Source organism: Variovorax boronicumulans, assembly GCF_030812215.1.
In the GTDB taxonomy this organism is placed as follows: domain Bacteria; phylum Pseudomonadota; class Gammaproteobacteria; order Burkholderiales; family Burkholderiaceae_C; genus Variovorax; species Variovorax boronicumulans_C.
In genome coordinates, this window is sequence record NZ_JAUSSG010000013.1 from 90,151 (window position 1) to 113,160 (window position 23,010).

Sequence of the window (23,010 nt, forward strand, 5' to 3'; positions counted from 1 at the left end):
CCTCGGAAGGGTTTGTGGTTCGAAGACGCAGGATAGCGCCCAGCTTGCAGATCGCAGCGATCACGGCACGACCAGCAGCGGCGGCAGGTGCTCGGCCAGCCAGTCGATCACCACGCGCGTCTTGAACGGCAGGTAGCGGCTGCGCGAGCGGATCACATTCAGCTCGAAGCCAAAAGGCCTCGGCTCCTCGAACACGCGCACCAGCGTGCCGGCGCCCAGCGCCTCCGCAGCGAGCCACGCAGGCAGGCGCGCCAGGCCCATGCCGCCGATGGCTGCTTCGAGCAGCACCTCGGCGCTGTCGCAGCGCAGGCGCGAAGGCAGCGTCACATCGACGAGCCGGCCATCGGCACCGTGAAAGTGCCATGTCGAAACCTGTCCGTCGCGTGCATAGAGCACGGCCTCGTGCGGCGTCTGCGGCGCGGTGAGCGCCTCGATGCCGCGCGGATGCCCGCGCTCGGCCAGGTACGCAGGCGCAGCGCACAGCACCATCCACTGCACGCCGACCGGGCGCGCGACGAGTTCCGACGTGTCGGCCAGCTCGCCGCTGCGGATCGCGAGATCGAGCCCCTCTTCGACCAGGTCCACGCGCCGGTCGCTGAACGCAAGTTCCAGCGACAGCGCCGGATGCCGACGCGCCAGTGCCAGCAGCAGCGGCCCGACCTTGAGCCGGCCGAGCATGGCCGGCATGCTGATGCGCACGAGCCCCGCGGCCGTGCTACGCGCCACGTCGGTCACGGCTTCGGCCGCGTCCAGCTCGGCCAGCGCGCGGCGGCAGCGCTCGTAGTAGCCATGGCCTTCCTCGGTGAGGCTCTGGCTGCGCGTGGTGCGAAGGAACAGGCGCGTGTCCAGCCGCGCCTCGAGCCGCGCAATGCTCTTGGCAACCGCCGAACGGGTGACATGCAATCGCTGCGCCGCAAGCGCGAAGCTGCCCGCTTCCACTGCCGCGACGAACTCCTCGATGCCCTGAAGGCGTTGGCTCATTGGATACTTTCAGGCGCCATATTGAAGAAAATTATCCACCACCGGATAGTTTTCATCGTCAATAGCATCAAGGCTTCGCTGTTTTTCGTGGAGCCTTTTCAATGCAAGAACCTCAGACGCTGCGCCGCTGGCAGCTTCCCCAATTCGGCCGCGCCCATCTCGAACAGGTCGAAGCACCGCTACCCACACCAGGACCAGGCCAGATCCTCGTGCGGGTGGGCGCCGTGTCGCTCAACTACCGCGACCTGCTGATGATTCGCGACGGCATGGGCATGAAGCTCGAACTGCCTTTCACGCCCGGCTCCGACATGGCGGGCACGGTGGTCGCCACCGGCACGGACGTCAAGCGCTTCGCAGTGGGCGACCGCATCGTCAACACCTTCTGGGGCGGATGGATCGACAGCCACTGGCACAGCGACGCCGTGCTCGCCGGCGGACCCGGGCCGGGCATGCTCGCCTCGCATGTGCTGATCGACGCAGCCTGGGCCGTCGCGGCGCCCGTCACGCTGAACCTGGCCGAAGCCAGCACGCTGCCCTGCGCGGGACTCACCGCATGGTTCGCCCTCGCCGAGACCGGCGCGCTGCGCGCGGGCGAGACCGTGCTGATCCACGGCACCGGCGGCGTCGCGCTGTTCGGCTTGCAGCTCGCGCGGCTGCATGGCGCGCAAGCCATCGTGGTGACGGGGAGCGAGGACAAGCGCGAACAGGCGCTCGCGCTCGGCGCATCGCACGTGCTGATGCGAAACGGCGACTGGCCTGCGGAAGTGCGCAGGCTCACGCACGGACGCGGCGCGGACCACGTGCTCGAACTGTCGAGCGGCCCGAACCTCGATCGCTCGCTGCAGGCCGCAAGGCAGGGCGGGCGCGTGTCGATCATCGGCATGCTCGGCGGCGAGACCTTGAGCGCATCGTTCTATGCGATGGTGCTCGGCCGGGTGATGGTGCAAGGCATCGGCGTCGGGCATCGGCGCGCGCTCGAAGACCTGGTGCGCGCCATCGACCTCAACGCGCTCAAGCCGGCGATCGCGGCGCAGTACGAATTCGATGCGCTGCCCGCTGCACTCGACCACCTGGAACGCGGCGCATTCGGAAAGATCGTCATCACACTTTGAAGTATTGAATCCTTCCGTTCACATGCAACGCAGTTGCGGCAGCGCAGAAAACTTGCGCGATCCGTGAAGAGATTCCGTTCGCTGCAACGCGGTACTCGACGCTCTTCATTTCTCGTTTCAGAATGCGCCCGCGCCCGGTTCTGGACCGTGCGCGCTTTCTCAACTTCAGGATGGAGCGTTATGGAACACAGTACCTACAAAAAATGGTCGGCCGAGTTCATTGGTACTTTCTGGCTCACGCTCGGAGGCTGCGGAAGCGCGGTCCTGGCCGCGGCCTTTCCGGGTGTGGGCATCGGCCTGCTCGGGGTCTCGCTGGCTTTCGGTCTCACGGTGGTGACGGGGGCCTATGCGCTGGGGCCGATCTCGGGTGGCCACTTCAATCCGGCGGTGTCGATCGGCCTCGCAGCCGCGGGCCGATTCAAGGCATCGCAGCTCGCGGGCTACATCGTGTCGCAGGTGCTCGGCGCGATTGCGGCGGCCGGCATTCTCTATCTCATCGCCACCGGCAAACCGGGCGCCGACATCGGCGGCTTCGCCACCAACGGCTATGGCGAGCATTCGCCCGGCAAGTACGGTCTGTATGCCGCCGCGCTGTGCGAAGTGGTGATGACGGCCGTGTTCCTGATCGTGATCCTGGGCTCGACGGCCAAGCGCGCAGCGGGCGGCTTCGCGGGCCTGGCCATCGGCCTGTGCCTCACGCTGATCCACCTGATCTCGATTCCGGTGACCAACACGTCGGTGAACCCGGCGCGCAGCACGGGCCCGGCCCTCTTCGGGCCGTCCTATGCGGTGTCGGAACTGTGGCTCTTCTGGGTCGCGCCCATCGTGGGCGCGATCATCGGTGCAGTGATCTACCGCACCTTGCTCAGCAACGGCAACGACGACTGAGCGTCGTCGTTCCCGTTGTCGACCGAAAAAATCAGCTGCCGTTGGCCGACTTCACCAGCGGCAGCGCGGTCGACTGGCCGATCGATTCGGTGCCGGCGGGGTGCGAAGCGGCGAAGGCACCGGCCTGCACTTCGGTGTCCGAGACTTTCGACAGCATCGCGGGCGCGCTGGTCGACTGGCCGACGGACTCGGTGCCGCTCGGACGCGCAGCAGCCATCGCACCCGCCTGGACCTCGGGATTTTCTGGCGAGTTCATCTGCAGCGGATGGAAGTCGGAGCCATCGGTCGTTTCGGCCGATGCATTGACGGTGCCCAGCGCTGCGAGCGCAGCGAAGGAACCAATGGCGAGAAGCTTGAAGGAAGTGCGCATGGTGGGTGCTCCTGAGGGCAGGTTGTCTCCGGTCTCGTGCCATCGCGCGAACTGCGCGTGGCAGGACCTGAACGCACTCTAGGCAGCCCGACTGAGATGGGAGTGAGCGAAGAGTTAGCGGCGGCTTAGGGCCTGTTCACCCTACGCAAGAGTCGATGGCGGCAGATGCACGCGTGCCATGAGCCCCGGGCCGTCGTCGCGGTTGCGCAATTCGATGCGCATGCCATTGCGCTCGGCAGCGGTTCGCGCAATCGCCAGCCCGAGCCCGCTGCCGCCGGCCGCTGCGCCCGGCACGCGAAAGAAGCGATCGAACACGCGCCCCATGGCGCTCTCCGGAATGCCCGCCCCGTTGTCCAGCACATCGACCACCGCGTGGCCCTGGACCTCATGCAGCCGCACATCGACCACGCCACCCTCGGGCGCATAGCGCAGCGCGTTGTCGATCAGGTTGTCGAACACGCTGCGCAACTCGGCCGCGGGCGCGGACACCACCGGCGTGATGCTGCCTTCGAAGCCCACGTCCACGCGCCGCGCATCGGCCAGCACCATCAGCTGGCTCACGCTTTCGCGCAGCAGCACCTCGATGTCGATGGCCTCGCGCGCCATGGCACGCTGCGGCGCGTCCTGCCGCGAGAGGCTCAGCAGCTGCTCGATGAGGTGCTGCGCGCGCGTGACACCCGCTTCGAGCTGGTTGAAGCGGTCGGTGGCTTCGCCGGCCGGCACATGCGCGCGCAGGTTCTCGATCTGCAGGCCGATGGCGGCCATGGGCGTGCGCAGCTCGTGCGCCGCGTCCTGCACGAAACGACGCTGCGTCGCGAACGCGTTGCGCATGCGCGCCAGCAGGCTGTTGAACGCGCTCACCAGCGGCGCGATCTCGTCCGGCACGCGCGCGAGCGACAGCTCGGTGGGGCTGCGCTCGTCCTGCGAAGCCACGTCGCGCGCCACCGCACGCAGCGAGCGCGAGGCCGCCGACACGATGAGCCAGAGGATCAGCAGCGTCAGCGGCAGCAGCACCGCGATCGGCAGGCCTTCGAGCAGCGCGCGCTTGAGCACGCGGCGCTTGCGATAGTCCTCGTTCTGCAGCACCTGCACGCGGGGCTGGTCGGCGCGGGTGCCGGGCAGGGCGGTGTAGGCGCGCCAGTTCGCGCGCGACCGCGTGCCCAGATCCACATCGCTGAAACCGGGCCGGGGCTGCAGCCCCACCGGCAGCAAGGGCCACGACGTGGCGCGCAGCGTGCCGTCGGCGTTCCAGATCTGCACGACGATGGCGCCGTGCTCGAAGATGTCGCCGGTACCGAGCGGCTGCGGCGTCTTCTGCGGATCGCCCCCCCCATAGGACTCGGCCACCAACCGCATCTGGTCGTCGAGCGCGTTGTGCACCAGGTGGCCGTAGGCGACGAAAGTGAACCAGCCCGTGAGCACCGCCGCCGCGAGATGCAGCGTGATGAGCCAGAGCAGCAACTGCGTGCGCACCGAACTCGGACGCCGCAATGCCTTGCGCGCGATCGGTTCGGCGGGCGGAGTCGTCGCCGCCGTGGTGGTGTTCATTGAGTGGCCTCCGCCTGCAGCTGCGGTATTCGCCTTGGGACGGCCCAGCGGCTCATGCCGCCACGCGCCACCCGAGCCCTCGCACGTTGCGGATCGACTCCGCGCCGAGCTTGCGGCGCATGCCGTGGATCAGCACGTCGATGGCGTTGCTCGTCACTTCCTCGCCCCAGCCGTAGATGCGGTTCTCCAGTTGCTCGCGGGACAGGATGGCGCCCGGCCGTTCGAGCAGCGCATGCAAGAGCGCGAACTCGCGCGCCGTGAGCGCCTCGCGCGCGCCGTTCACCAGCACTTCGCGCGTCGTGAGGTCGAGCTGCAACGCGCCGCTGCCGACCAGCGAATGCGCCGCGCCGTCGCGGCGCCGCACGATGGCCCGCATGCGTGCGAGCAGCTCGCGAAATTCGAAAGGCTTGAGCAGGTAGTCGTCCGCGCCGAGGTCCAGGCTGTTGATGCGGTCGTCCAGGCCGTCGCGTGCGGTGAGCACCAGCACCGGCGTCGCATCGCCGCGTTCGCGTGCGCGCCGCAGCACGTCGGTGCCGTCCTGCTTGGGCAGTCCCAGGTCAAGCAGCACGCAGGTGTAGCCGCCGTCGCCCAAGGCGCTCTGCGCGAGCTCGCCGTCGCGCACCCAGTCGGCGGACCAGCCCGCGCCCTCGAGCGCCTGTTTCAGGCTGCGCCCGATCATTTCGTCGTCTTCCACCAAAAGCACGCGCATTGCGGCGACTCCTTGGGCCGCAAGGTAGCACGTGATCGGGATGATCGGTAGTGCCCTGCGCCGCGGCGCAGCGTAGGGGCGAAGTCTTAGGCGGCGCTTAGGCGCCGTGCGGGCGCAAGGGTCACAGCACGCGGACGTCGTGCCGCTCCTGCTCGTCCTCGGCGGCGAAGGCCAGCAGGCTCATGGCCTCTTCCGCTACGCCCAGCCGGTCGGGCCTGGACCACCGCGTGAAGGGTTCCAGCACCACCGTGGCCGCGTTCTTCGCCCGCTCGATCTTCCAGGTACCCGCCACGAAGCCGTCGAGCAGCACCGTGCCGCGCACGATGCCGTTGACGGTGAACACGCGGGCGCGGTGCGACTCGCTCAGCACGCGGCTGCGGTCCGCGTGAGAGAGCAGCAGGTTGTCCCATTCCGCGACCAGGCGCGGCGGCGCGGGCGTGTCAGGGTCGGGACGCGGCGCGCGCGGCAGGTCGAACAATTCCTGGCCCTGTTCGCCGGTGAACGCCCGCAGTTGCGGTCGCAGGCGCTCGGCCACGGCCTTCCAGCCGGTGAGGCCCGACCACGCGCCAGCGTCGGCGAGCGTGGCGGGGCCGAAGGCGGCCAGGTAGCGCAGCAGCAGGTCGTCCTGCGTGGCGGCTGGAACATCGGCGGCGGATTCGCCGAGCCACTGTCCGATGGGCTGCAGCCGTGCGTTCTGGTGCGAGTTCCAGCTGCCCGCGGGCGGCAGGTGCACCAGCGGCACGTTGTTGCGGATGAGCGCGGCAAGCGAAGCGGGCGCCCGGTCTTTCCAACGCACCGCGAGCCCTTGCCCGAGTTCGGTGCCGGTGAGCGGGCCTTCGCCGAGCAGCGCCTGCCCGGCCGTCACCACGGCGGCACGGTCGATGCCTTCGAGCGCCCGCGAATGTTCGCCCGACAGTCCCCGCTGATGCACGGCCTCGAGCAACGGACGCCATGCCAGCGCGTCCGATGCGGTCATCAGGTGCAGGGTCGCGCGCAACGTCGACATGCGCACGACGCGGCGCTTCTTCAGCGCGTCGGTGAGTTGCTCGCGGCGAAAGCCTTCGAGCCGGCTCCACAGGCCGAAGTAAGGCGGGTTCGGCGCCTGCGCCTGAAGGCCGCCCAGTTTTTCGATGGCCTGCACGACCGTCGCCTTGCGCCGCTCCAGCAGCATCTGCCGCGCCAGCGTGGCCCGGTTCAGCGCGCGCTGGCTCAGCACCACGGCCATGGTCTGCGAACGCTCAGAACTTCTCGTGCGGCCCGAGGTAGCGCCACTGCCCCACGGGCAGGTTGCCGAGCATCACCTTGCCGATGCGCACGCGCTTGAGGCCCACCACCTTCAGGCCCACCAGCTCGCACATGCGGCGGATCTGGCGCTTCTTGCCTTCGGTGAGCACGAAGCGCAGCTGCTCGGGGTTCTGCCATTCGACCCGCGCCGGCTTGAGCGCCTGGCCGTCCAGGCTCAGGCCGTGCCGCAGCTTCGCGAGCATCGCCGGCGGAAAGACCGCCTGCACGTTCTGCGTGACGGGATCGTCGTCGTCCATGCGGATGAGCTGACCCGTGGGCGCGGGCTGGCCCAGGCCGTGGTAGGCCACGCGCACGAGGTACTCCTTCTCCATCACCGAGTCTTCGCCGATCAGCTGGCGCGCGATGCGGCCGTCCTGCGTCATCACCAGGAGGCCGATGGAATCGATGTCGAGCCGACCGCACGGCGCGAGGCCGCGCAACTGCTGGGGGCTGAAGAAGAAGCGCGCGTTGTCGTCCGCCCAGCGGTTCTGCGGCGTGAACAGCGTGACCGCCGGCTCATGGCCGTCTTCGGCCTGCCCGCTCACGTAGCCGATGGGCTTGTTGATGAGGATGGTGACCTGGTTCGCCTGCTGGCCCTTGGCGGCCTTGTCGATCTCGATGCGGTCCGACGGCGTGACCTTCACGCCCATCTCGGCCGGCTTGCCGTTCACCTTCACCCAGCCATTGGCGATCCACTCGTCGGCCTCGCGGCGCGAGCACATCTTGAGTTCGGCCATGCGCTTGTTCAGGCGCACGGGGGCGTTGGGGGAGGTGGAGGGCTCGGTCATCAGAGGCTTGATCAATGGGCGGCACCGATGCTATCCTGAACGCAAGCGCAAGTTGATTGCGCCAATTTTGGGGGATTCCCAAGTGAGCACACGCAAGTACCACTACGCCATCGTCATCGGGCGTTTCCAGCCCGTTCATTTCGGTCACCAGCGACTCATCGAAGAAGGCCTTCGCGCCGCCGACCGGGTCATCGTGGTGGTCGGCTCCGACCGCAAGCCCCGCAGCGTCAAGAACCCCTTCACCTTCGACGAACGCGAACGCATGGTGCGCGCCTGTCTGCGCGGCACCGAGCAGATGCGCGTGAGCGTCGTCGGCGTGGGCGACTCGCCCTACAACGACCAGATCTGGATCGCATCGATCCAGTCGGCCGTCGACCGGCTGATCCAGCAGGACGGCCACGCACCCGCCGAGGCCAAGGTCGCACTGGTGGGCCACTTGAAGGACGCCTCGAGCTACTACCTCAAGCTTTTTCCGCACTGGGAGTTCGTCGGCCAGCACAGCGTGGAGAGCCTCAACGCCACCGACGTGCGCAGCCTCTACTTCGACCCCGAGAACCGCGGCCAGCTCGCACCGGCCGACCTGCCCGATGGCACCGCGGCCTTTCTCGACAAGTTCACGCACACCGCCGACTACGCCGAGCTCTGCGAAGAGCGCGCCTTCCTCGTCGACTACCGCGACAAGTACCGCTACGCGGGCAGCGACTTTCCGCCGATCTACACCACGGTCGATGCGATCGTGGTCGAGGCCGGCCACATCCTGCTGGTGCAGCGCAAGTTTCATCCGGGCAGGGGCACGTGGGCGCTGCCGGGCGGCTTCGTCGGCCAGCACGAGCGGCTGCAGGAAGCCGCCATCCGCGAGCTGAAGGAAGAAACCCGGCTCAAGGTGCCCGTGCCCGTGCTCAACGGCAGCATGAAGGCCAGCCATGTGTTCGATGCGCCCGACCGCTCGCAGCGCGGCCGCACGATCACGCACGGCTTCTTCTTCGAGCTGGCGCACAACCAGTGGACGGGCCTGTCGGACGTGCGTGCCGACGACGATGCGGCCGAAGTGCGCTGGGTACCGATCGCCGAGTTCCTCGGCATGCAGGACCGCATCTACGAAGACCACTACTTCATCGCAAATCATTTTTTGGGTGGCCTGGGCAAGAACTGAACGACCAGGCTTTGTCAGCAAGAACGGGCTCCGGTTGACGGGGCCCACGTGAAAGGAGCTTTCACATGAACCGCAACCTCACATCATCCCTCCGCTCTCCTTTGGGCAACAACCTGCTGCTGCGCACCGACTCCTACAAGGTGTCGCACTGGATGCAATATCCGCCGGGCACGCAGACGGTCTACAGCTACATCGAGTCGCGCGGCGGCATCTTCAGCCACTCCCTCTTCTTCGGCCTGCAGGCCTATCTGCGCGAGTACCTGCAGACGCCGGTAACGCTCGCCGATGTCGACGAAGCCGCCGCGCTGATGGCCGTGCACGGCGAGCCCTTCAACCGCGAAGGATGGCTGCGGCTGATCGAGAAGCACGGCGGGCTGATGCCGGTGCGCATTCGCGCGGTGCCCGAGGGCAGTGTGCTGCCGGTGCACAACGTGCTGGCCACCATCGAGAACACGGACCCTGAATTTTTCTGGGTCACGAGCTTTCTCGAAACCGAATTGCTGCGCGCGATCTGGTACCCAACCACGGTGGCCACGCTCTCTGCGGCTGCGCGCACGACGCTGCTGCGCTACCTCGAAGCGACCTGCGACGACCCTCAGGGCCAGATCGCCTTCAGGCTTCACGACTTCGGTGCGCGCGGCGTGTCCAGCCTCGAATCGGCGGCGCTCGGCGGCATGGCGCATCTGGTCAACTTCATGGGCACCGACACCTTGGCCGCATTGGTGGCGGCGCGCCGCTACTACGACTGCGACGTGGCGGGCTTCTCGATTCCCGCGGCCGAGCACAGCACCATCACGGGCTGGGGCCGCGACCATGAATCCGATGCGTACAGCAACATGGTCGACCAGTTCGGCAAGCCCGGCGCGACCTTCGCGGTGGTGAGCGACAGTTACGACATCTTCAATGCCTGCGCGCGCATCTGGGGCGACGAGCTCAAGGCGAAGGTGGTGGCCTCGGGCGCGACGCTGGTGGTGCGGCCCGACTCGGGCGACCCGGCCGAGACCACGCTCAAGGTGGCGCAGATCCTGGCCGATCGCTTCGGCACCACGACCAATGCCAAGGGATTCCGCGTGTTGAACAACGTGCGGATCATCCAGGGCGATGGCGTGAACCTCGACTCGTTGCGGTTGTGTCTCTCGAACTTCTTCCACAACGGCTTCTCGACGGAGAACATCTCCTTCGGCATGGGCGGCGGGTTGCTGCAGCAGGTCAACCGCGACACCATGCAATGGGCGATGAAGTGCTCGGCGATGCAGGTGAACGGCGAGTGGCGCGATGTCTACAAGTCGCCGGTGGGCGATGTGAGCAAGGCGTCGAAGAAGGGGCGGCTCGCGCTGACTCGGAATGCACGCGGTGAAGTGCAGACGGTGCGCGAGGAAACGCTTTCGGATGGCCAGGTCGATCTGCTGCAGACGGTGTTCGAGAACGGGCGCATCGTTACGAGCACCACGTTCGATGCGATCCGCGAGCGGGCGGCTGTCGGGGTGAATCAGTTCGTCACTTCGCGGGCGCCGCTTTGATGCGGTGATCCTTGTTCAGGGCGTGTGCACAGGCCACCGGGTACTCCCCTCCGCGAATGTCCCCCGGGGCTTCGCCCCTCCTCCTTGATTTCGCTGCGGGGAGCACCCGATGCCCTGCGCACTTGGGCGCGCTGCTGGTGATCGCAGGCCTGAACAACCGGCCAAGGGCAGTGCCACACAGCATGTCCATAATCCGCGCAGACCGCCGAACCCATGACCAAACTCCTGATCCTCAGCGTGAGCGCCGGCAACGGCCATGTGCGTGCAGCACAGGCGCTTGCCGCCACCGCCCAGTCCCTCGCCCCGCCCTGCACGGCGGTCCACACCGACGCCATGGCCCACGTGGCCGGAGGCTTTCGCAAGGTCTACACCGACTGGTACATCCAGCTCGTGAACCGCGCACCCGAGCTGTGGTCGTACCTGCACCAGCGCACCGACACCACGCCGCACCATGCGCCCTCGCAGCGCCTGCGCCGCGGCATCGAGCGGCTGAGCACCGGCGCGCTGGTGCGCGAGATCCGGCGCGAGAAGCCCGATGCGGTGATCTGCACGCACTTCCTGCCGGCCGAGCTCTTGATGCGCGAGCGCAACCGTGGGCGCATCGAGTACCCCGTGTGGCTGCAGATCACCGACTACGACCTGCACAACATGTGGCTGGTGCCGGGCATGGCCGGCTACCTGGCCGCGACGGAAGAAGTCGCCTTTCGCCTGCGCGCACGCGGCATTCCCGCGGACCGCATCCACGTGACGGGCATTCCGGTGATGCCGGCGTTTTCCGAGCCCGACGTGCCGGCGCTCGCACGCAACACCTGCGCCGCAGAACTGGGGCTCGATCCATCGCGGCCCGTGTTGCTGATGGCCTCGGGCGGTGCCGGCGTGGGCGATCTGCCGAGCATGGTCGAGCGCGTGCTCGGCCTCGGCGGGCATGACGGAAAACAGGGCAACTTCCAGGTGATCGCGGTCGCGGGCCGCAACGTGGAGGCGCATGGCAAGCTGCAGGCGCTCGCGGTGCGTCATCCGGGCCGCGTGGTGCCCGTGGGCTTCACCAACGAAATGCACAAGCTGATGGCCGCGGCCGACCTCGTCGTCACCAAGCCCGGCGGCCTCACGGTGTCCGAGTGCCTCGCACTCGGCAAGCCGATGCTGCTGATCTCGCCGATTCCCGGACAGGAAGAACACAACGCCGGTTTCCTGATGGAAGAAGGCGCCGCCTGGCTCGCCTACGACGCCATCGGCCTGGACTACAAAGTCGCGCGCCTGATGGCCGACCCGGCAAAACTCGCGAACATGGCCGCGCGCAGCCGCGCACTCGGAAAGCCGCAAGCGGCGCGGGCCGTGCTGCAGCACGTGCTGGGTGCCCTGGCGTGAGCGGCGAGATCGAAAAGACCGGCGTGGGCCGCACGCTGGGCTACCTTTTATGGGTGGTCGTCATGGCCTTCTTCTTCGCGAATGCAGAGATCCAGATCGAAGGCGGCGCGGGCTGGGCCACTTCGCTGCCCACCTGGCGCATCGAGAACAGCATCTGGCTCGACATCTTCTGGGGCGGCCGCGCGATGACTGGCTACCACGCCTGGGTGTTCACCTTCATGGCGCTGGTGTTCTTCTCGCCGCTGGCGTTCAACGGCCGGTGGACCTGGCGCAACGTGGGGCTCGCGGTCGCGGGACTGATCGTGTTCTGGGTCTGCGAAGACTTCCTGTGGTTCATGATCAACCCGGCCTTCGGCTGGGCGCGCTTCAACCCGGTCGATGCGTTCTGGCACAAGCACTGGTTGTGGGGCGCACCGGTCGACTACTGGGGCGGGCTCGCGGTGGCAGCACTGATCCTCACGGTGCGCCATTGGCGCCGGCGCGCGCGATGACGGCAACGAAGCTCGACGACCCGCGCCCCGGCCACTGGGCCGATCCGCTCGAGGCACTGCATGTCGAGAACCTGCACCGCATCACGCCCACGCTCTACCGCAGCGCGCAGCCGCGGCGCGCGAACGTGGCGGCGCTGCAGTCGCTGGGCATCCGCACCATCGTGAGCCTGCGGTCGTTCAACGATGACAAGAAAGTGTTCGCGGGCAGCGGCATCCGGCTGGTGCGGGTGCCGATCAACACCTGGTCCATCGACGATGCGAAGGTGCTGCGCGCGCTGGTCGCGATCCGCGAGGCCGAGAAGCAGGGACCGGTGCTGATCCACTGCATGCACGGCGCCGACCGCACGGGCGTGGTGGCCGCCGTCTACCGCATGGCGGTGCAGGACTGGGACAAGGAGAGCGCGCGCCACGAGATGCTGCGCGGCGGCTACGGCTATCACACGCTGTGGCGCAACATCCCGCGCTACATCGAGCGGCTCGATCCGCTGAAGATGCGCCGCGCGCTGGCCCATGCCCCGGTGATTCCGGTGGTGTCCTGAAGGCGCCTGCAGATTTCGATACCCACTCCTATACTGGCCGCCCCGTGGCCGATGGCCATCTCCGAACGACCTTTCACAGGGGCTTCTTCCATGGCACTCCAACTGCGCTCCCTCATCCGCTCGAGTGGCGAACTCGAACTCTCGCTGCACGACGAACCGATGCCCGAACCCAAGGATGACGAGGTGATCGTGCGCGTCGAAGCGTCGCCGATGAACCCGTCGGACCTGGGCCTCCTTTTCGGCGCGGCCGACATGACCACCGCGAAGGCATCGGGCACCGCCGACCGCCCGGTCGTCACCGCCATCGTTCCCGAGCGCGCACGGCCTTCGATGGCAGGGCGCCTGGACCAGTCGATGCCGGTGGGCAACGAAGGCGCAGGCGTGGTGGTCAAGGCCGGCGCCTCGCCGGCCGCGCAGGCGTTGCTCGGCAAGACCGTGGCGGCCATCGGCGGCGCGATGTACTCGCAGTACCGCGCCTTCCGCGCCGCGGATTGCCTCGAACTGCCCGCGGGCACGACACCGGCCGAAGGCGCTTCATGCTTCGTCAACCCGCTCACGTCGCTGGGCATGGTCGAGACGATGCGGCGCGAGGGCCACAAGGCGCTGGTGCACACGGCGGCCGCCTCCAACCTCGGGCAGATGCTCAACAAGATCTGCCAGAAGGACGGCATCGACCTCGTCAACATCGTGCGCAAGCCCGAGCAGGAAGCGCTGCTGCGCGGCATCGGCGCGAAGTACGTGTGCAATGCAAGCTCGCCGACCTTTCTCGAAGACCTGACGCAGGCGCTGGTCGACACCGGCGCCACGCTCGCCTTCGACGCGACGGGCGGCGGCAAGCTCGCGGGCCAGATCCTCGGCTGCATGGAAGCGGCGCTGAACCGCACGGCCAAGGAATACAGCCGGTACGGATCGACCACGCACAAGCAGGTCTACATCTACGGCGGCCTGGACCGCAGCCCGACCGAGTTCGTGCGCAACTTCGGCATGGCGTGGAGCATGGGCGGATGGCTGCTGTTTCCGTTCCTGCAGAAGCTGGGGGCGGAAGGTACGCAGCGGTTGAAGGCGCGCGTGGTCGCTGAATTGAAGACGACGTTTGCGAGCAAGTACACGCGGGAGATTTCGCTGTTCGAAGCGCTGCAGCTCGATGCGATCGGGGTGTATGGGAAGCAGGCGACGGGGGAGAAGTTTCTGCTCAATCCCAACAAGGGCATTGCAGCCTGATCTCCCGAGTGGGTTGGTCCCCGTCTAGACCACCAACCGATACCCCACCGCCGTCTCGGTCAGCAGATGCCGAGGCTGCGCCGGATCGGCTTCCAGCTTCTGCCGCAGATGCCCCATGTAGATCCGCAGGTAGTGGCTCTGGTCCGTGTGCGACGGCCCCCACACCTCGCGCAGCAGTTGCCGCTGCGTAAGCACGCGGCCTGCATTCGCGACCAGCACGGAGAGCAGCCGGTACTCGGTCGGTGTCAGGTGCACCTCGGCGCCGGCACGGCGCACGATGCGGGCGGCGCGGTCGAGTTCGATCTCGCCGAACCGGAAGACGGCTTCGGCGGGCTCGTCATTGCCGCCGCCGGCCGCGCGCGGGCGGCGCAGGTTGGCGCGTACGCGGGCCAGCAGCTCGCCGGTGCCGAAGGGCTTGGTGAGGTAATCGTCGGCGCCGGCATCGAGTGCGGCGATCTTGTCGGCCTCGTCGGTGCGGGCGGACAGCACGATGATCAGCACCGCCGACCAGCCGCGCACATCGCGGATCAACGAGACGCCGTCGCCATCCGGTAACCCCAGGTCGAGCACGAGCAGATCCGGTTGCCGCGTGCCCGCGGCGGCGAGGCCGTCCCGCAGCGTGCCGGCCTCGTGCACCAGCCAGCCTTCGGCCTCGAGCGCGCCGCGCACGAAGCGGCGGATCTGCGGCTCGTCCTCGATCACGATGGCGGTGGGGGATGGCATGGCTTCAGAGTTGGGCTTCGGCCGGTTCGGGCGGCTCGCGGCGTGGCAGGGTGACGGTGAATTCTGCACCGCCGTCGCGCGCATTGGCAGCGGTGATTTCGCCGCCGTGCGCACTCACCACCGCCCGGCAGATCGCAAGACCCAGCCCGACGCCCGGCGTGGCCGACTCGGCCTCGCCGCGGGTGAACTTGTCGAACAGCTTCTGTTCCCGGCCCAGCAGCGCGGCGGGCAGGCCGGGGCCGTGGTCGCGCACGGTGAGCACCAGCGTGCCGGGCTCGGCGCGCGCGCCCACCACGATGGGTGGCGCGCCGTACTTGGTGGCGTTCTCCAGCAGGTTGACGAGCACGCGCTCGATCAGCACCGCATCGAACTCGACGAGCGGCAGGTCCGCATCGAGCGCGGTTTGCACGACGGTGTCGCCCAGCGAGGTGCTTGCCGCGCGGATCGACGACCCCACCACCTCTTCCACCGATTGCCAGTCGCGCCGCAGGTTCACCGCACCGCCCGCGATGCCGCTTTCGAGCCGCGCCATGTCGAGCAGGTTGTTGACCAGCGCATGCAGCTCGTGCGCCTGCGCGACGATGGCGCGCGCCGCTTTGCCGTGCTCCTCGGGCGGCAGCGTCTGCAGCGATTCGGCCAGCGCGATCAACGCGGTGAGCGGCGTGCGCACGTCGTGCGAGATGGCGCCGAGCAGCGCGTTGCGCAGCCGCTCCGATTCCATCTCGACCACGGCCTGCTGCGCCACCTCGACGTAATGCACGCGCTCCAGCGCGATCGCGATCTGCCGCGCCAGCGTGTCGAGCTGCTGCGCCTGCTCCGGGATCAGCAGCCAGCGCGGCTGCGACGGCGACAGTGCCAGCACGCCACGCACCCGCATCGGCGCCTGCAGCGGCACGTAGTGCCACGGCTGTGCAGCCAACGTGGCGGTCGCAAGGCCCGCGGGCTGGCCGTGGCGGAAGGCCCAGTCGGCCACCTGCGCGTCGAAGCCTTCCGGAGGCTCCTTCGGCAGCACGAGCTGGTCGGCCGCGTCGGTCACCAGCACCAGCGCATGGCCGCCGAAATGGCCCTGCACCGCGGCAGCGCCGAGCGTGACGACCTGCGTGCTCTCCAGCGCGGCCGAAAGCTCGCGCGTGAGCTCGAACAATGAGCGGGCGCGCCGCTCGCGGCTGGTCGATACGCCGGCCGCAAAGCGCAGCCCCGCGGTGAGCTGCCCCACCAGCAGACCGACGCCCAGCATGATCGCGAAGGTCAGCACGTACTGCACGTCGCTCACCGCGAACGACAGGCGCGGCGGCACGAAGAAATAGTCGAACGCCGCAACGTTGAGCAGCGCCGCCAGCGCCGAAGGCCCGCGGCCGAAGCGCATCGCGACGCCGACCACGCCGAGCAGGAACAGCATCACGATGTTCGAGAGCTCGAGCACGCCGGTCAGCGGCGTGCAGACCAGCGTGAGCGCCACGCTGGTGGCCGTCGCCCAGGCGTAGCCGGGCCAGTGGATGGGCGCCTTCTCATGATCGTCGTCGTCGGCGCGCGGGGTGTTCAGCGGCGTGCGCGACAGCCGGCGCGTGCTGTCGGCGCGGCCGACTTCCAGGATGTCGAGCGCGGGCGCGCGCTGCGCCAATGCGCGCGGCAACGGAACCGCTGCAGCTGGCCACCAGCGGCGCCACCCGCTCGCCGGCTCCGAACGCCCCATCACCAGCGTCGCGCAGTTGAGCCGGCGGGCCTGCTCGGACAGTTGCTCGGCCACGTCGGAACCGGTGAGCACCGCGGTGGCCGCGCCCAGTTCCTCGGCCAGCTTGAGCACCGCGAGGATGCGGTCGCGCTCCTCGGCGGCCAGGCGCTGCAGCCGGGGCGTCTCGACATAGACCGCATGCCAGCGCACGTTGAGCTGGCCCGCGAGCCGCGCCGCGGTGCGCACCGTCTGTGCCGCGCCTTCGTGCGGACCGACGCAGGCGAGGATCGCGCCCGAGGTGTTCCAGGCCTGCAGTGCGCCGCCTTGGCCGTTGCCGGCGGCGCCCGATTGCTCGACCCGCCAGCCGCGCACGTCGTCTTCCACATGCTCGGCCGTGCGGCGCAGCGCAATCTCGCGCAGCGCGATCAGGTTGCCCTTGCGAAAGAAGTTCTGCGCAGCGCGCTCGGCCTGCTGCGGCAGGTACACCTTGCCGGCGGCGAGCCGCGCGGTGAGTTCGTCGGGCGTGACGTCGACCAGCACCACCTCGTCGGCCTCGTCGAGCACGGTGTCGGGCACCGTCTCGTGCACCCGCACGCCGGTGATGGCGCCGACGGTGCCGTTCAGGCTCTCGAGGTGCTGCACGTTGAGCGCCGACCACACCTCGATGCCCGCGGCCAGCAGCTCCTGCACGTCCTGCCAGCGCTTGGCGTGGCGCGAACCCGGCGCGTTGGTGTGGGCCAGTTCGTCGACCAGCAGCACGGCGGGCTTACGCGCGAGGGCGGCATCGAGGTCGAACTCGGCGAGGGTGCGGCCGCGGTAGGCCAGCTCGCGCAGCGGAAGCGTGTCGAGCCCCGCGAGCAGCGCGGCGGTTTCGCTGCGGCCGTGCGTCTCGACCACGCCGATGAGCACGTCGCGCCCCGCGGTGCGCTCGCGCTGGGCGGCGCTCAGCATCGCCCAGGTCTTGCCGACGCCGGCGCTGGCGCCGAAGTAGATGCGCAGCTTGCCGCGCAACGCACGTGCCTCGTCGTTGCGCAGCTGCGCAATCAGGGCATCGGGGTCGGGGCGGGTGTCGGGCATGGACGGCTGCGCAGGTTATCGCATCGGGCCGCCCTTGCGGCGTTTGGCCTCGTGCCGCCGCACGGTGCGCGAGAGCACCCACCAGGCAAAGCCCAGCGGCACGAACAGCGCCGCAAGCGCCAGCAGCGCGTGAAAGAGGTCAGTGACCATCGCGCAGACCGCAGCGCACCAGGTGCTCGCGCCAGCTCACGAGCCGGCCGATCTCGCCCGAGGGCACGCACTCGATCAGGCGGTGCAGCACCTCGGCGTAGCTGGCGATGGGCAGACGGATCATCAGCCGCACGCAGGGTGCATCGCTTTCCTGCGAGCAGAGGGCGTGCAGCAGCGGCTCGCAGCGGACCACGCCCGCGTCGGGGCAGCCCGCGATGCTGCGGCGCACGCGCAGTGCGTCGGCGCAGCAGACGGTGACGTCGAGCACGTAGAACGGGCTCGTGGCGGTCATGGGAGCGTGCGTTCGGCCGGCCACCGCCGGGCCGCCCCAAGGCGGCCGGGCCTCCCCCTTGGGGGGTGGCGAAGCACACGAAGTGGCAAGCCGGGGGGCAGGTCGTTCTATGCCGGGGTGTTCACGATAAGCGGCGTAAGCCATGGTTTTCTCCTCAACGCGCAGCCGAAGAAGTTGATGCATCGAGCGCGAGATTCAGTGCGAGAACGTTGACGCGCGCTTCGCCGAGCAGCCCCCAGAGCGCGCCCTGGGTGTGCTTCTCGATCAGCGCGTTGATCTGTTCGACCGGCACCCCGCGCACGCGTGCGACGCGGGCCGCCTGGTAGTGCGCGGCGGCGGGGCTGATGTCCGGGTCGAGCCCGCTGGCCGAAGCCGTGACGAGGTCGACCGGCACCGGCGCAGTGTTGCCAGGGTCCGCGGTGCGGAGGGCCTCGACGCGCGCCTTGATGGCATCGGTCAGCGCCGGGTTGAGCGGGCCCTGGTTCGCGCCGCCCGAAGCGCTCGCGTTGTAGGGCTGCGGCGCGGTGGCCGACGGGCGACCCCAGAAATGCTTCGGGTCGCTGAAGTTCTGGCCGATGAGTCTCGAGCCGACGGTCGTGCCGTCCAGCACGATCAGGCTGCCGGCCGCCTCTTTCGGAAACACCGCCTTCGCGGCGCCGGTGACGGCCATCGGATAGATGAGCCCGGTGAGTGCGCTCAGCAGTGCGAAGAGCACGATGGCGGGGCGAAGAATGCTGCTGTTCTTGTTCATGAGAAATGCTCCTCAGACCAGGTGGACTGCGACGAGCAGCCAGTCGATCAACTTGATGCCGATGAAAGGGACGAGCAAGCCGCCCAGGCCATAGATGGCGAGGTTGCGGCGCAGCAGCGCGGCAGCGCCCACCGGCCGGTAGCGCACGCCCTTGAGCGCGAGCGGGATCAAGAACACGATGACGAGCGCGTTGAAGATCACCGCAGAAAGAATGGCCGACGACGGGCTCGCCAGGCGCATCACGTTGAGCGCGCCCAGCTGCGGGTACGTCGAGACGAAGATCGCGGGAATGATCGCGAAGTACTTCGCCACGTCGTTGGCGATCGAGAAGGTGGTGAGCGAGCCGCGCGTCATGAGCAGCGCCTTGCCGGTCTCCACCACCTCGAGCAGCTTGGTCGGGTTGGAGTCGAGGTCGACCATGTTGCCGGCCTCCTTCGCGGCCTGCGTGCCGCTGCCCATGGCCACCGCCACGTCGGCCTGCGCGAGCGCGGGCGCGTCGTTGGTGCCGTCGCCGGTCATCGCGACCAGGCGGCCTTCGAGCTGGTAGCGGCGGATGAGCGCGAGCTTGTCCTCGGGCGTGGCCTCGGCGAGGAAGTCATCCACGCCCGCTTCGGCGGCGATGGCCGCGGCGGTGAGCTTGTTGTCGCCGGTGATCATCACCGTCTTGATGCCCATGCGGCGCAGCTCGGCGAAGCGGTCCTTGATGCCGGTCTTGACGATGTCCTTCAACTCGACCACGCCGAGCACGCGGTTGCCTTCGGCCACGGCCAGCGGCGTGCTGCCGCGGCGGGCGGTTTCCTCGGCGGCGCGCAGCATCTCGGCGGGCACGCTGCCGCCCATCGATTCGACATGCCGGCGGATCGCATCGACCGCGCCCTTGCGCAGCAGCACGGCGTCGGTGTCCAGGCTGTTGGGGGCGGCCGGCAGGTCGACGCCGCTCATGCGGGTCTGTGCGGTGAAGGGCACGAAGCGTGCGCCTTCGACCGAAGTGGCTTCCAGCCCGTCGCGGCGCGCGAGCTCGACGATGCTGCGGCCTTCCGGCGTTTCGTCCGCCATCGAGGCGAGCATCGCAGCGCGCGCGAGCCGGCCCTTGGGCACGCCGGGCGCGGGCAGGAAGGCGCTGGCCTGGCGGTTGCCGTGCGTGATGGTGCCGGTCTTGTCGAGCAGCAGCACATCGACGTCGCCGGCCGCTTCGACCGCGCGGCCCGAAGTGGCGATCACGTTGGCCTGCATCATGCGGCTCATGCCGGCCACGCCGACGGCCGAGAGCAGGCCGCCGATGGTGGTCGGGATCAGGCACACGAGCAGCGCGACCAGTGCGGTGAGCGACACCACGGTGCCCGCGCCGGCGGCCTCCACGCTGAACACCGAGAACGGCAGCAGCGTGACGGTGACCATCAGGAACACGATGGTGAGCGCGACCAGAAGGATGGTGAGCGCGATCTCGTTGGGCGTCTTCTGGCGCTTGGCCGCTTCGACCATGCCGATCATGCGGTCCAGGAACGACTCGCCCGGGTTCACCGAGATGCGCACCACCAGCCAGTCGGACAGCACGCGGGTGCCGCCGGTCACGGCCGAGAAATCGCCGCCCGATTCGCGCACCACAGGGGCCGATTCGCCGGTGATGGCGCTTTCGTCGACCGAGGCCACGCCTTCGATGACTTCGCCGTCGAGCGGGATCACGTCGCCGGTCTCGACCAGCACGACGTCGCCCTTGCGCAGGTTGGGCGCCTGTTCGGGCAGCCACTGGCCGCCGTGGTGCGGCTCGGTCAGCTTCTTGGCCCAGGTGTCCTTGCGCAGGCCCCGCAGCGAAGCGGCCTGCGCCTTGCTGCGGCCTTCGGCCAGCGCTTCGGCGAAGTTCGCGAACAGCACGGTGAACCACAGCCAGATGGTCACGGCGAGCACGAAGGCGGGCTTCATGCCGGTGTCGCCCGGGAAGCTCAGCGCATGCACCCAGAGCAGGCTGGTGAGGATGCTCCCGATGTAGACGATGAACATCACCGGGTTGCGCCACTGGGTGCGCGGGTTCAGCTTGGCGAAGGCGCCCCGGAGGGCGGGCTTGACCAGCGCTGCATCGAACAGCGAGAGAGAGGTTTTGGTGTTGGCAGTCATGGTGCGCTCCTTCTTATTTCCAGAGCACGAGGTGTTCGACGATCGGGCCCAGGGCCAGCGCCGGCACGTAGTTGAGCAAGCCGACCAGCAGCACGGTGCCGATCAACAGAGAGACGAACAGCGGGCCGTGCGTGGGCAGCGTGCCGCTGGTGACGGGCAGGCGCTTCTTGGCGGCCAGCGAACCGGCAATGGCCAGCACCGGCACGATCATCGCGAAGCGGCCGAGCCACATGGCCAGCCCGAGCAGGCCGTTGTAGAAGGGCGTGTTGGCCGAGAGGCCGGCAAAGGCGCTGCCGTTGTTGTTGGCGGCGGAGGTCAGTGCGTAAAGGATTTCCGAGAACCCGTGCGCGCCCGGGTTCGCGATGCCGGCCTTGCCGGCACCCGCGATCACAGCCACCGCGGTGCCGGCCAGCACCAGGATGGGCGTGACCAGGATGGCGATGGAGATGAGCTTCATCTCGCGCACCTCGATCTTCTTGCCCAGGTACTCGGGCGTGCGGCCGATCATGAGACCCGCGATGAACACCGCGAGCATCGCGAAGATCAGCATGCCGTAGAGGCCGCTGCCGACGCCGCCGAACACCACTTCGCCGAGCTGCATGAGCACCATGGGCACCATGCCGCCGAGCGGGGTGAGCGAGTCGTGCATCGCGTTCACGGCGCCGCACGAGGCAGCCGTGGTCACGGCGGCGAAGAGGGCCGAGGCGTCGATGCCGAAGCGCACTTCCTTGCCTTCCATGTTGCCGCCGGCCTGCAAGGCGCTGGACATCTGGTCGACGCCGAGCGATGAGAACAGCGGGTTGCCGGCCTGCTCGGCGGGCGTGACCACCATCACCGCGACGACGAACATCACCGTCATCGCCGCGAGCACGGCCCAGCCCTGGCGCATGTCGCCCACCACATGGCCGAAGGTGAAGCACAGCGCCGCCGGGATCAGGAAGATCGCGATCATCTGCAGCAGGTTGGAGAGCGCGGTCGGGTTCTCGTACGGGTGCGCCGAGTTGGCGTTGAAGAAGCCGCCACCGTTGGTGCCGAGCATCTTGATGGCTTCCTGCGAGGCGACCGGGCCCATGGCGAGCGTCTGCGTCCTGGTGGTGGCGTCTTCCATCACCGGGGCGCCCTTTTCATCCTTGAGCGCCTGGCCGTCCGCACCGGTCTTGGGCTGCTGGAAGGCGGTGGTCTCGACCGTGTCCACGGTCTTGTAGGCATCGAAGTTCTGGATCACGCCCTGGCCCACGAAGAAGACCGCGAGCACGAACGACAGCGGCACCAGCACCCACAGCGTGACGCGGGTGATGTCGGCCCAGAAGTTGCCGACCAGGCCCTTGCTCCCCGCGCCATCGCCCCGGCGCGCAAAGCCGCGCACCAGTGCGAAGGCCACCGCGATACCGGTGGCGGCGGAAAAGAAGTTCTGCACCGTGAGGCCGAGCATCTGCGTGAGATAGCTCATGGTCGATTCACCGGCGTAGCCCTGCCAGTTGGTGTTGGCGACGAAGCTCACCGCGGTATTGAAGGCCGAGTCGGCCGACACCGCGCCCATGCCGGCCGGGTTCAGCGGCAGCACGCCCTGCAGGCGCTGCAGCCCGTAGACGACGACGGCGCCCACGAGGTTGAAGGCCAGCAGCGCCAGCGCATAGGTGCGCCAGTTCATCGAGCGCTCGGGGGCGGTGCCCGCAAGCTTGTAGAGCGGCGCTTCGACGCGCTGCATCCAGCGCGGCACGCGCTCGTTGCACAGCGCGGCGAGGAATTTGCCGACGGGCCAGGCCAGCACGGCGAGTGCGGCGAGAAAGAGGGCCAGCAGGCCCCAGGCGGACGCGGTCATTTCAGAATTCCTCGGCGCAGATCAGCGCGAAGACGAGATAGGCGAAGAGGACGACGGCGATGAGCGCGCCGAATCCGTAAAGGACTTCGAGGCTGATCACGATGCTTCTCCGTTGCCGGTTTTCGGCGGGTTCGGTCCCTCGAGCCTGTTCAGCCCGACGACCATGGCCGCTACCACGACCCACAGCGCCAGCAAGGCGCCCATCCAGACGATGTCCATTCAATTGCTCCTGGAGCGAAACACAAGGGCACCAGTCTCGGCAGGCGTCCGTAAAAACGGGGAACAGAGTCGGCGGGGCCGCATAAAGAAAGCGTAAAAACGCGCCCCTTTTTCCAAGGCCCGGCTGTCACAAAGCCGCTGGCCCGCACGTCTTCAGGACAGGCGCCGGGCCGCAGAACCCGCGGATAGCCCGGCCCTATCGGGGTCATTGCGCCGTCTT

At 68.4% G+C, this 23,010-nt stretch carries 23 protein-coding genes; 8 read left to right on the forward strand and 15 right to left on the reverse strand.

What is annotated here, in order from left to right:
* Window positions 1–60: 60 nt before the first annotated feature.
* Entirely contained in the window at window positions 61–981 is a 921-nt protein-coding gene (locus J2W23_RS28240) for a LysR family transcriptional regulator (protein WP_176661799.1), read from the reverse strand.
* 101 nt (window positions 982–1,082) lie between these two features.
* On the opposite strand from J2W23_RS28240, the gene J2W23_RS28245 reads away from it, so the two are divergent.
* On the forward strand, window positions 1,083–2,093 hold the full coding sequence (locus J2W23_RS28245; RefSeq protein WP_307651110.1) for a zinc-dependent alcohol dehydrogenase family protein: 1,011 nt from the start codon (window positions 1,083–1,085) through the stop codon (window positions 2,091–2,093).
* A gap of 180 nt (window positions 2,094–2,273) precedes the next feature.
* The gene (gene aqpZ, locus J2W23_RS28250) at window positions 2,274–2,981 is read left to right on the forward strand and encodes an aquaporin Z (protein WP_176661797.1); all 708 of its coding nucleotides are present in this window, start codon (window positions 2,274–2,276) and stop codon (window positions 2,979–2,981) included.
* A gap of 31 nt (window positions 2,982–3,012) precedes the next feature.
* Here aqpZ and J2W23_RS28255 read toward each other — a convergent pair whose 3' ends face one another.
* The 5 genes from J2W23_RS28255 to J2W23_RS28275 form a co-directional block, all read right to left on the reverse strand.
* Entirely contained in the window at window positions 3,013–3,351 is a 339-nt protein-coding gene (locus J2W23_RS28255; RefSeq protein WP_176661796.1) for a hypothetical protein, read from the reverse strand.
* 141 nt (window positions 3,352–3,492) lie between these two features.
* Entirely contained in the window at window positions 3,493–4,899 is a 1,407-nt protein-coding gene (locus J2W23_RS28260) for a sensor histidine kinase (RefSeq protein WP_307651111.1), read from the reverse strand.
* Window positions 4,900–4,951: 52 nt separating this feature from the next.
* The gene (locus tag J2W23_RS28265; protein ID WP_176661794.1) at window positions 4,952–5,608 is read right to left on the reverse strand and encodes a response regulator; all 657 of its coding nucleotides are present in this window, start codon (window positions 5,606–5,608) and stop codon (window positions 4,952–4,954) included.
* Window positions 5,609–5,729: 121 nt separating this feature from the next.
* Window positions 5,730–6,833 (reverse strand): winged helix DNA-binding domain-containing protein, encoded by a 1,104-nt coding sequence (locus J2W23_RS28270; RefSeq protein ID WP_307651112.1) that lies wholly within the window; start codon window positions 6,831–6,833, stop codon window positions 5,730–5,732.
* A 13-nt stretch (window positions 6,834–6,846) separates the two neighbouring features.
* Entirely contained in the window at window positions 6,847–7,680 is an 834-nt protein-coding gene (locus J2W23_RS28275; RefSeq protein WP_307651113.1) for a pseudouridine synthase, read from the reverse strand.
* Window positions 7,681–7,762: 82 nt separating this feature from the next.
* Here J2W23_RS28275 and J2W23_RS28280 point away from each other — a divergent pair, with 82 nt between their 5' ends.
* The 6 genes from J2W23_RS28280 to J2W23_RS28305 all read left to right on the forward strand — a co-directional run bounded on the left by J2W23_RS28280 (window position 7,763) and on the right by J2W23_RS28305 (window position 13,972).
* Window positions 7,763–8,833, forward strand: coding sequence for a bifunctional nicotinamide-nucleotide adenylyltransferase/Nudix hydroxylase (locus tag J2W23_RS28280; RefSeq protein ID WP_307651114.1), 1,071 nt, complete (start codon window positions 7,763–7,765; stop codon window positions 8,831–8,833).
* Between the two features lie 65 nt (window positions 8,834–8,898).
* A complete protein-coding gene (locus J2W23_RS28285; protein WP_307651115.1) occupies window positions 8,899–10,353 on the forward strand; it encodes a nicotinate phosphoribosyltransferase in 1,455 nt (484 codons plus the stop codon).
* 213 nt (window positions 10,354–10,566) lie between these two features.
* Window positions 10,567–11,721: an MGDG synthase family glycosyltransferase gene (locus tag J2W23_RS28290; RefSeq protein WP_307651116.1), complete on the forward strand. Its 1,155-nt coding sequence runs from the start codon at window positions 10,567–10,569 to the stop codon at window positions 11,719–11,721.
* The gene (locus tag J2W23_RS28295) at window positions 11,718–12,212 is read left to right on the forward strand and encodes a hypothetical protein (protein ID WP_307651117.1); all 495 of its coding nucleotides are present in this window, start codon (window positions 11,718–11,720) and stop codon (window positions 12,210–12,212) included. Before J2W23_RS28290 ends, J2W23_RS28295 begins: the two co-directional genes overlap by 4 nt.
* Window positions 12,209–12,751: a dual specificity protein phosphatase family protein gene (locus tag J2W23_RS28300; protein WP_307651118.1), complete on the forward strand. Its 543-nt coding sequence runs from the start codon at window positions 12,209–12,211 to the stop codon at window positions 12,749–12,751. The genes J2W23_RS28295 and J2W23_RS28300 overlap by 4 nt, the downstream gene beginning before the upstream one ends.
* 90 nt (window positions 12,752–12,841) lie before the next feature.
* Window positions 12,842–13,972: a zinc-binding dehydrogenase gene (locus tag J2W23_RS28305; protein WP_307651119.1), complete on the forward strand. Its 1,131-nt coding sequence runs from the start codon at window positions 12,842–12,844 to the stop codon at window positions 13,970–13,972.
* 24 nt (window positions 13,973–13,996) lie between these two features.
* On the opposite strand, the gene kdpE is transcribed toward J2W23_RS28305, so the two are convergent.
* The 9 genes from kdpE to J2W23_RS28350 form a co-directional block, all read right to left on the reverse strand.
* Window positions 13,997–14,695, reverse strand: a complete 699-nt coding sequence (gene kdpE, locus J2W23_RS28310) for a two-component system response regulator KdpE (RefSeq protein WP_307651120.1) — start codon at window positions 14,693–14,695, stop codon at window positions 13,997–13,999.
* A gap of 4 nt (window positions 14,696–14,699) precedes the next feature.
* Entirely contained in the window at window positions 14,700–17,444 is a 2,745-nt protein-coding gene (locus J2W23_RS28315; protein WP_307651121.1) for a DUF4118 domain-containing protein, read from the reverse strand.
* Window positions 17,445–17,459: 15 nt separating this feature from the next.
* Window positions 17,460–17,594: a hypothetical protein gene (locus tag J2W23_RS28320; protein ID WP_307651122.1), complete on the reverse strand. Its 135-nt coding sequence runs from the start codon at window positions 17,592–17,594 to the stop codon at window positions 17,460–17,462.
* Window positions 17,584–17,886: a hypothetical protein gene (locus J2W23_RS28325; RefSeq protein WP_307651123.1), complete on the reverse strand. Its 303-nt coding sequence runs from the start codon at window positions 17,884–17,886 to the stop codon at window positions 17,584–17,586. The genes J2W23_RS28320 and J2W23_RS28325 overlap by 11 nt, the downstream gene beginning before the upstream one ends.
* A gap of 154 nt (window positions 17,887–18,040) precedes the next feature.
* Window positions 18,041–18,637 carry a potassium-transporting ATPase subunit KdpC gene (gene kdpC, locus J2W23_RS28330; protein ID WP_307651124.1) on the reverse strand — a complete coding sequence of 199 codons (597 nt, stop codon included), beginning with the start codon at window positions 18,635–18,637 and terminating at the stop codon, window positions 18,041–18,043.
* A 12-nt stretch (window positions 18,638–18,649) separates the two neighbouring features.
* The gene (kdpB, locus tag J2W23_RS28335) at window positions 18,650–20,749 is read right to left on the reverse strand and encodes a potassium-transporting ATPase subunit KdpB (protein WP_307651125.1); all 2,100 of its coding nucleotides are present in this window, start codon (window positions 20,747–20,749) and stop codon (window positions 18,650–18,652) included.
* A 13-nt stretch (window positions 20,750–20,762) separates the two neighbouring features.
* Window positions 20,763–22,571 (reverse strand): potassium-transporting ATPase subunit KdpA, encoded by a 1,809-nt coding sequence (kdpA, locus tag J2W23_RS28340; RefSeq protein ID WP_307651126.1) that lies wholly within the window; start codon window positions 22,569–22,571, stop codon window positions 20,763–20,765.
* Between the two features lies 1 nt (window position 22,572).
* Window positions 22,573–22,671, reverse strand: a complete 99-nt coding sequence (kdpF, locus tag J2W23_RS28345; RefSeq protein ID WP_019657711.1) for a K(+)-transporting ATPase subunit F — start codon at window positions 22,669–22,671, stop codon at window positions 22,573–22,575.
* Entirely contained in the window at window positions 22,668–22,790 is a 123-nt protein-coding gene (locus J2W23_RS28350) for a hypothetical protein (protein WP_307651127.1), read from the reverse strand. The genes kdpF and J2W23_RS28350 overlap by 4 nt, the downstream gene beginning before the upstream one ends.
* Window positions 22,791–23,010: the final 220 nt, after the last annotated feature.